The organism is Paracoccus sp. 22332 (assembly GCF_052045125.1).
Lineage (GTDB): Bacteria > Pseudomonadota > Alphaproteobacteria > Rhodobacterales > Rhodobacteraceae > Paracoccus > Paracoccus haematequi_A.
Genome location: NZ_JBQEOI010000023.1, coordinates 22,984 through 29,728, shown reverse-complemented (window position 1 = coordinate 29,728; position 6,745 = coordinate 22,984). Strand labels below are relative to the sequence as shown.

Annotated in this window: 7 protein-coding genes and 1 pseudogene; 5 read left to right on the top strand and 3 right to left on the bottom strand. The window is 63.5% G+C overall.

Annotated elements, in window-relative coordinates; all coding sequences use genetic code 11:
• Positions 1 to 109: 109 nt before the first annotated feature.
• The 3 genes and pseudogenes from cydB to ACTJI6_RS17370 form a co-directional block, all read right to left on the bottom strand.
• Positions 110 to 828 (bottom strand): annotated as a pseudogene (gene cydB, locus ACTJI6_RS17380) (cytochrome d ubiquinol oxidase subunit II); the annotation flags it as partial.
• 3 nt (positions 829 to 831) lie between these two features.
• Positions 832 to 2,229, bottom strand: a complete 1,398-nt coding sequence (locus ACTJI6_RS17375) for a cytochrome ubiquinol oxidase subunit I (RefSeq protein WP_440802448.1) — start codon at positions 2,227 to 2,229, stop codon at positions 832 to 834.
• A 479-nt stretch (positions 2,230 to 2,708) separates the two neighbouring features.
• Complete coding sequence (locus tag ACTJI6_RS17370; protein WP_440802446.1) at positions 2,709 to 3,284, bottom strand: TetR/AcrR family transcriptional regulator; 576 nt, start codon at positions 3,282 to 3,284, stop codon at positions 2,709 to 2,711.
• 92 nt (positions 3,285 to 3,376) lie between these two features.
• On the opposite strand from ACTJI6_RS17370, the gene ACTJI6_RS17365 reads away from it, so the two are divergent.
• From ACTJI6_RS17365 to ACTJI6_RS17345, 5 genes are read left to right on the top strand one after another with little or no spacing between them, the layout of a single operon-like run.
• Positions 3,377 to 4,129, top strand: coding sequence for a siderophore-interacting protein (locus ACTJI6_RS17365; RefSeq protein WP_440802444.1), 753 nt, complete (start codon positions 3,377 to 3,379; stop codon positions 4,127 to 4,129).
• A 35-nt stretch (positions 4,130 to 4,164) separates the two neighbouring features.
• Positions 4,165 to 4,335 (top strand): hypothetical protein, encoded by a 171-nt coding sequence (locus tag ACTJI6_RS17360; protein ID WP_440802442.1) that lies wholly within the window; start codon positions 4,165 to 4,167, stop codon positions 4,333 to 4,335.
• Positions 4,336 to 4,347: 12 nt separating this feature from the next.
• On the top strand, positions 4,348 to 4,566 hold the full coding sequence (locus ACTJI6_RS17355) for an SRPBCC domain-containing protein (RefSeq protein WP_440802471.1): 219 nt from the start codon (positions 4,348 to 4,350) through the stop codon (positions 4,564 to 4,566).
• 3 nt (positions 4,567 to 4,569) lie between these two features.
• Complete coding sequence (locus ACTJI6_RS17350) at positions 4,570 to 6,123, top strand: UbiD family decarboxylase (protein WP_440802440.1); 1,554 nt, start codon at positions 4,570 to 4,572, stop codon at positions 6,121 to 6,123.
• A complete protein-coding gene (locus ACTJI6_RS17345; RefSeq protein WP_440802438.1) occupies positions 6,120 to 6,737 on the top strand; it encodes a UbiX family flavin prenyltransferase in 618 nt (205 codons plus the stop codon). Before ACTJI6_RS17350 ends, ACTJI6_RS17345 begins: the two co-directional genes overlap by 4 nt.
• Positions 6,738 to 6,745: the final 8 nt, after the last annotated feature.

The window sequence follows — 6,745 nt, the reverse complement described above, 5'->3', positions numbered from 1 at the left end:
GCGTCAACCACATAAGCGCCAGAACGGCCTCGTCGATCTTGTCCCGATCAATCTCCATGGACTGAGCATACTACGGTCAGACTGGGGCGGGAATCGGGCGGTTACGAACCACCAGGGCCGGGACCGCAAAGGTATAGCCCGCAACCGGCCAACTGAACCAGCGTTCGAAGTAGACGGCGTCCTGTAGGGGTGTCAGGACGCTGACGATGCCCAGCATGCCCAAGGTTGCCAATGCAAGGGGCTTGGCAAGCTGGCGCATGTGACCTTGGATGCGTCCTTCGAGCCTGAGGTTCAGCCAGGTTGCTCCCAGCAGCGCATAGCCCACTGGCACGGCAACCCCGGTGAGGATGGAGATGGCGTCAGCCAGTCCCACCAGCCGCCCGCATAGGCCCGGTTCTGAACCTCGATCCCCTGCACAAGCGCACCAAGCGCAATCCCCTGGGCTAGTCCTCCGACCAGAGACCCGCCGAAGAACCCAAAGTCCCACACCCGCTTCCACCGCGTCGTCCGCCAGCGATATTCAAAAGCGACACCGCGAAAGATCAGTGCCAGAAGCATCAGAATAATCGGTACATAAAGGGCAGGCATGACGACGGCATAGGCAAGCGGAAAGACAGCAAACAGGCCGCCGCCACCAAGAACCAGCCAAGTCTCGTTCCCGTCCCACATGGGCGCGACCGAGTTCATCATCACGTCTCGTTCATGCTCGTCCTTGGCAAAGGGGAAGAGAATACCAATACCCAAGTCAAAGCCATCAAGAACAACATAGACCAGAACGGCAAAGGCAATGATCCCTGCCCAGATGAAGGAAAGTTCAAGCCCGAACATAGCTCACTCCTCACGCCGCTGGGGGTCTTCGGCCGGGCCCGGGGTGATCCCGGCGGTACGGATCGGTCCGTCGCGCAAGCCCAGATGCGGCGTGCCAGGCGGCATCGACATCATTCGCAACAGATAGAAGGTGCCCGCGCCGAAAATGAAGAAGTAAACAATAATAAAGGCCACAAGCGATGTTCCCACTGCCTGTGCATCTAGCGGGGACCGGCTTTCGGCGGTTCGCAGCAGGCCATAGACGGTAAAGGGTTGGCGACCGACCTCGGTCGTGATCCATCCCGCCAGCACCGCGATGAAACCCGCAGGGCCCATCGTCAGTGCCGCGCGGTGCAGCCACGGCGTGGTGTAGAGCTGGCCCCGCAGCCGCGCCCACAGGCCCCAGACCGCAAGGCCCAACATCGCGAAACCAAGTGCGACCATGACGCGGAACGACCAGAACACAATGAGGACAGGCGGTTCATCCTCATCCGGTATCGTGTCAAGGCCATTGAGCGCACCGCCCAACTGGTGAGTCAGGATCAGGCTTGACAGCTTCGGGATTTCGACCGCGTAGTGGACTGTCTTCGCTTCCTGGTTCGGCCAGCCGAACAGGATCAGCGGCGCGCCCTCGGGATGGCTGTCGAAATGTCCCTCCATTGCCATGACTTTGGCGGGCTGGTGTTCCAGCGTATTCAGCCCGTGTTGATCGCCCACCAGGAGTTGCAGCGGCGCGGCCACCATCAGCATGCCCATGGCCATCGAGAACATGCGCCGCGTGGCAGGATTTCCGCGGTCGCGCAGCAGGTGCCAGCCTGCTGTTCCCCCGACGACAAGTGCTGTCGTCAGATAGGCTGCCAACACCATATGCGTCAGCCGATAAGGAAACGACGGGTTGAAGATGATGGCCCACCAGTCCTCGGGCAGGAACTGGCCATTCTCGCCGATGCTGTAACCCTGTGGCGTCTGCATCCAGCTGTTCACGGAGAGGATCCAGGTGGCCGAGATCAGCGTCCCGACCGCAACCATGGCGGTGGCGAACATGTGCAGCCCGTCGCCGACCCTTTTGCGACCGAATAACATGATGCCCAGGAAGCCGGCCTCAAGAAAGAAGGCCGTCAACACCTCGTATGCCATCAACGGCCCGACGATCGGCCCCGCCCGGTCGGAGAAAACCGACCAGTTCGTTCCGAACTGATAGGACATGACGATGCCCGAGACGACGCCCATGCCGAAGGCCACGGCAAAGATCTTTTTCCAATGATCGAAAAGGACCAGGTATGTCTTGTCCCTTGACCTCAACCACAAAGCATTGAGGACTGCGAGATAGCTTGCCAGCCCGATCGAGAAAGCCGGGAAAATGATGTGAAACGAAACGGTGAACGCAAATTGCAGTCTGGCGAGGACTTCAGCCGTGAACATGGTGCTGATCCTTTGCTGTAGCGATCGGGATATGGATCTTGGTACTCGGCACCAACAACGGGACAAATTGTCTCGGACACTCTTGCGCCGGCCCTTGCAGAGCTACAGGGAAACTGCACGCGAGGGGATTTTCGAGAATCTGATAATGTGACCGCCCCCAGACGGATCTATGTGCTTAAGTGGGGCTGCAACTATCCATAGCGGAAGCGGTTGCATCACCAGAGCCAAGAAACTGCATAGTGCAGTCCCACCGGTCACCCTGCGACGTGTTTGGCCTTCACCGTACCCCAGGCAAAGGCTCCCAGATACATCGCCATGATGCCAAAGACGAGAACAAGCCGTGCAATTGGCCTTGCTGGCAAGCCAGTTCAAGACGGAGCAGGCCGACTATGACGTCTTGAACTGGCTTCCTTGTCGCGTTGCCCTTTCGCGCCCGAGGCAAATTTCAGACAGTTCGGTCGCGTGGTTGGAGCTGTCACTCAGCCTTCCTTTAGCAGCCGTGTTGCGGCAAGCCGCATCAACTCGCCTGCCGTCGGGCTGCTGACAAAGGTCATTGCCGGGGCATAGGCGATCTCGTGCAGAAGGGCACCCAATGTCTCGGGGGGCGCGGTCACCCCCCGACAGCGGCGACAGATCGCCTCGCCCAACTCACGCCAGGACCGGCGGATGATCTCTTCCTGCAACCGTAGCGATGCGGCGCCATCCCCGGCCAGCCGGGCATGCTCCAGGATGGTCAGCGACCAGCCGCCGCTGGCCGAGCGGTCGTCAGCCCAGGTCACCAGCAGATCGATGACAGCCGCCACGTCCGGCGCAGTTTCGATCGCGGCGACCAGCGGGGTCAGCCCGGTTCGGCCCTGCGCCTCCAGCACGGCCAGGAAGATCGCCTCCTTCCCCTCGAAATTGGAATAAACCGCGCCCTTGCTATAGCCTGCCGCCGCCGCGATGCGGTCGACCGAGGTGGCGGCATAGCCCTCGGTTCGGAACAGGTCATGGGCCGCGGCCAGCAGCCGTTCGCGGGTGACGGCCTGGCTTTCGGCTCGGCTCAATCTTGCCATCTGAAAATCTCACGGGTTTCTGACTTGCAAAAATAATACTGAACAGTATCTAAATACTCAACAGTATCTTAAATGGAGCGCGGCCCCAAATCATGAAGCACGAGATCACCCGCATCCGTCACGACCTGCGCCGCCGCAGCCTTGCAATCCGACGCAGCGAACGCATCACGCCGCAGATGCTGCGCCTGACGCTTGCGGGCGAGGCGCTGGAGGGCTTTGCCAGCCTTGCCCCCGACGACCATGTCAAGATCTTCGTTCCCGGCCCCGACGGGACCGAGGAACGGCGCGACTACACTCCGCGACGCCATGATCCGCAGGCGGGCGAGCTGCTGATCGACTTCGCCCTGCACGAGGCGGGGCCGGTGACCGCGTGGGCGCTGGCGGCGCAACCAGGAGACACAGCCCAGATCGGCGGGCCGCGCGGGTCAGTCGTGGTGGCGCAGGATTTCGACTGGTGGCTGCTGATCGGCGACGAGACAGCCCTGCCGGCCATCGGCCGCCGGATCGAGGAACTCCCTGCGGGTGCCAGGGTGACCAGCATCGTCGCCGTCGCCGGACCCGAGGAGGAGCAGGTCTTTTCCACGACAGCCCGGCATCGCGCTGTCTGGGTCCATCGTCCCGCCGACCGGGCGGACGACCCCGAACCGCTTCTGGTGGCCTTGAGGCGGGAACATCTGCCGGAGGGCGACGGTTACGTCTGGATTGCAGCCGAGGGCGGTGTTGCCCGCGCGTTGCGGCAGCATGTTCTGGGGCCTCTTGGCCATCCGGCCCGTTGGCTGAAAGCCAGCGGCTACTGGGTCAAGGGACGCGCCGACGCCACGGAGAAATTCGACGGGCAGCCTTGAACTCTGCCCGACCCGGCTTCCACAAGGAGATCCCGATGCCCACGCTTCACCACGCGATCAAGATCGCCGCATCCCGGTCAGCGGTGTTCCGCGCCCTGACCGACATCGACGAGATGGCGGCCTGGCACGAGGGCCGTGTCGAGGGCACGATCGCGCCCGGCGAAATCCTGACCTTGACGCCCAAACCGGGGCTGAGCTTTGCCTGACGGACCGAGCGGCTGGACCCCGATGCCCGCATCGAGCAGACCGTGGTCGAAGGCCCCGGCAGCTCTCCCGGCAAGCGGCTGACCTTTGCGCTGTCTGATACCGACGACGGCCGCACGCAGGTGGACCTGACCGACGGTCCCTGGCCCGAGGACGATCCGCACCTGCCGTTCTGCAACACTCATTGGGGCCAGGTGCTGCATAACCTGAAGTCGCATGCCGAGGGGAAGTGAGCCATGCCGCAGAAACGCCCGACCTCGTATCACGTCGTCAAGCCTGGCGATCCGCATCCGCAGGGCTGGACGGTGCCGCCGGTCAATGACCTGCGCTCGGCCATCGAGCTTTTGAAGACGCTGCCCGGCCAGTATCTGGAAACCGACCGCGAGACCGACCCCAAGGACGAGCTTGCCGGCGTTTACCGCTATATCGGCGCGGGCGGCACGGTGATGCGGCCGACGCGGATCGGCCCGGCGATGACCTTCAACAACATCAAGGGCTATCCCGGATCGCGCGTGCTGGTCGGGCTGCTGGCCAGCCGCGAACGGGTCAGCGCGCTCTTGGGCGCGCCGGTGCGCGAACTGGGCATCCAGATGGCCGAGGCGCGCAAGAACGTGACCCCGCCCGTGGTCGTGGATGCCAAGGACGCCCCCTGCCAGGAGGTCGTCTATCGCGCCGACGATCCGGATTTCGACCTGCGCAAGATCCTGCCCGCCCCCACCAACACCACCGAGGATGCCGGCCCTTATTTCTGCCTGGGTCTAGTCCTGGGATCGGATCCCGACGACCGCGACAACGTGGACGTGACGATCCACCGGCTTTGCGTACAGGGCAGGGACGAGCTGTCGATCTTCTTCGCCCCCGGACGCCACATCGACGCCTTCCGCCAGAAGGCCGAAGCCGCGGGCAAGCCGCTCGCCGTTTCGATCAACATGGGCCTCGACCCCGCTATCCATATCGGGGCCACCTTCGAGGCGCCGACCACCCCCTTCGGCTTTGACGAACTGTCCGTCGCGGGCGGGTTGCGCGGTCAGCCGGTGGAACTGGTCGAATGCCTGACGATCGAGCAGCGCGCCATCGCACGGGCCGAGATCGTGATCGAGGGCGAGATCCTGCCCGACGTCCGCGTGGCCGAGGACCAGAACACGAAGACGGGCAAGGCCATGCCGGAGTTTCCCGGCTATACGGGCGACGCCAACCCCTCGCTGCCGGTGATCAAGGTCAAGGCGATCACCACCCGCAAGAACCCGATCCTGCAAACGCTGGTCGGTCCGGGCGAGGAGCATGTCAGCCTGGCAGGCATCCCCACCGAGGCCTCGATCCACATCGAATGCCAGGACGCGCTGCCGGGTCTGGTGCAGAACGTCTACGCCCACAGCGCCGGCGGCGGCAAGTTCCTGGCCGTGCTGCAGGTCAAGAAGCGCAACGATGGCGATGACGGCATGACCAAGCAGGCCGCGCTGATCGCACTGGCTGTGTATCGCGAGTTGAAGAACGTGATCCTTGTCGATGACGACGTGGACCTGTTCGACACGGACGATGTGCTTTGGGCCATGCAGACGCGCTTTTCGGGCGATCTGGACACGATCTTCGTGCCGGGCGTTGCGGGCCATGTGCTCGATCCCTCGCAAACGCCGCTTTACGATCCGCGCGTGACCGCCAAGGGCACCACCACCAAGACGATCTTCGACTGCACCGTGCCCTTCCACTTGAAGGAGCATTTCATCCGGGCGCAGTTCAAGGAGGTGGACCCGAGCCTGTGGGCGCCCTCGCTATTCGGAAAAAGCGCATGAGCGCGCGCCAACCCCGTCGCCTGATCGTCGGCATTACCGGCGCGACCGGCATCGTCTTCGGCATCCGCGCCCTTCAAGTGCTGCGCGAACTTGGCATCGAAAGCCACCTCGTTGTCTCGAAGGCTGGCGAGATGACGCGCGACTACGAAACCGACCTCGGCCGCGACGAGTTGCACGCGCTGGCCGATGTCGTCCACCCCATCGGTGACGTGGGCGCGTCCATCGCCAGCGGGTCGTTCCGCACGATGGGCATGCTGATTGCGCCCTGTTCGGTCCGCACCCTGGCCGAGGTGGCGACGGGCGTGACCACGACGCTGCTGACCCGCGCGGCGGACGTGGTCCTGAAGGAACGCCGCAGGCTGGTGCTGATGGTGCGCGAGGCGCCGCTGCACGCGGGCCATATCCGCAACATGCTGGCCGTGACCGAGATGGGCGGGATCATCCACCCGCCGGTCCCCGCCTTCTATACCCATCCCGAGACGGTAGCCGATATCGTCGATCATGCGCTTGGCCGGGCGCTCGACTGCTTCGGGATCGAGATGCCGGACCTGCCCCGATGGGACGGGGAACAGCGGCGCAAGCCTGCGGCAAAGATCGCCGCGGTCAAATCCTAGACCCGCGC

Excerpts from the sequence above, each read along its gene's own strand:
- ACTJI6_RS17350 (WP_440802440.1), top strand. The coding sequence starts at position 4,570 with ATGCCGCAGAAACGCCCGACCTCGTATCACGTCGTCAAGCCTGGCGAT.
- ACTJI6_RS17370 (WP_440802446.1), bottom strand. The coding sequence starts at position 3,284 with ATGGCAAGATTGAGCCGAGCCGAAAGCCAGGCCGTCACCCGCGAACGG.
- ACTJI6_RS17365 (WP_440802444.1), top strand. The coding sequence starts at position 3,377 with ATGAAGCACGAGATCACCCGCATCCGTCACGACCTGCGCCGCCGCAGC.
- ACTJI6_RS17375 (WP_440802448.1), bottom strand. The coding sequence starts at position 2,229 with ATGTTCACGGCTGAAGTCCTCGCCAGACTGCAATTTGCGTTCACCGTT.
- ACTJI6_RS17360 (WP_440802442.1), top strand. The coding sequence starts at position 4,165 with ATGCCCACGCTTCACCACGCGATCAAGATCGCCGCATCCCGGTCAGCG.
- ACTJI6_RS17345 (WP_440802438.1), top strand. The coding sequence starts at position 6,120 with ATGAGCGCGCGCCAACCCCGTCGCCTGATCGTCGGCATTACCGGCGCG.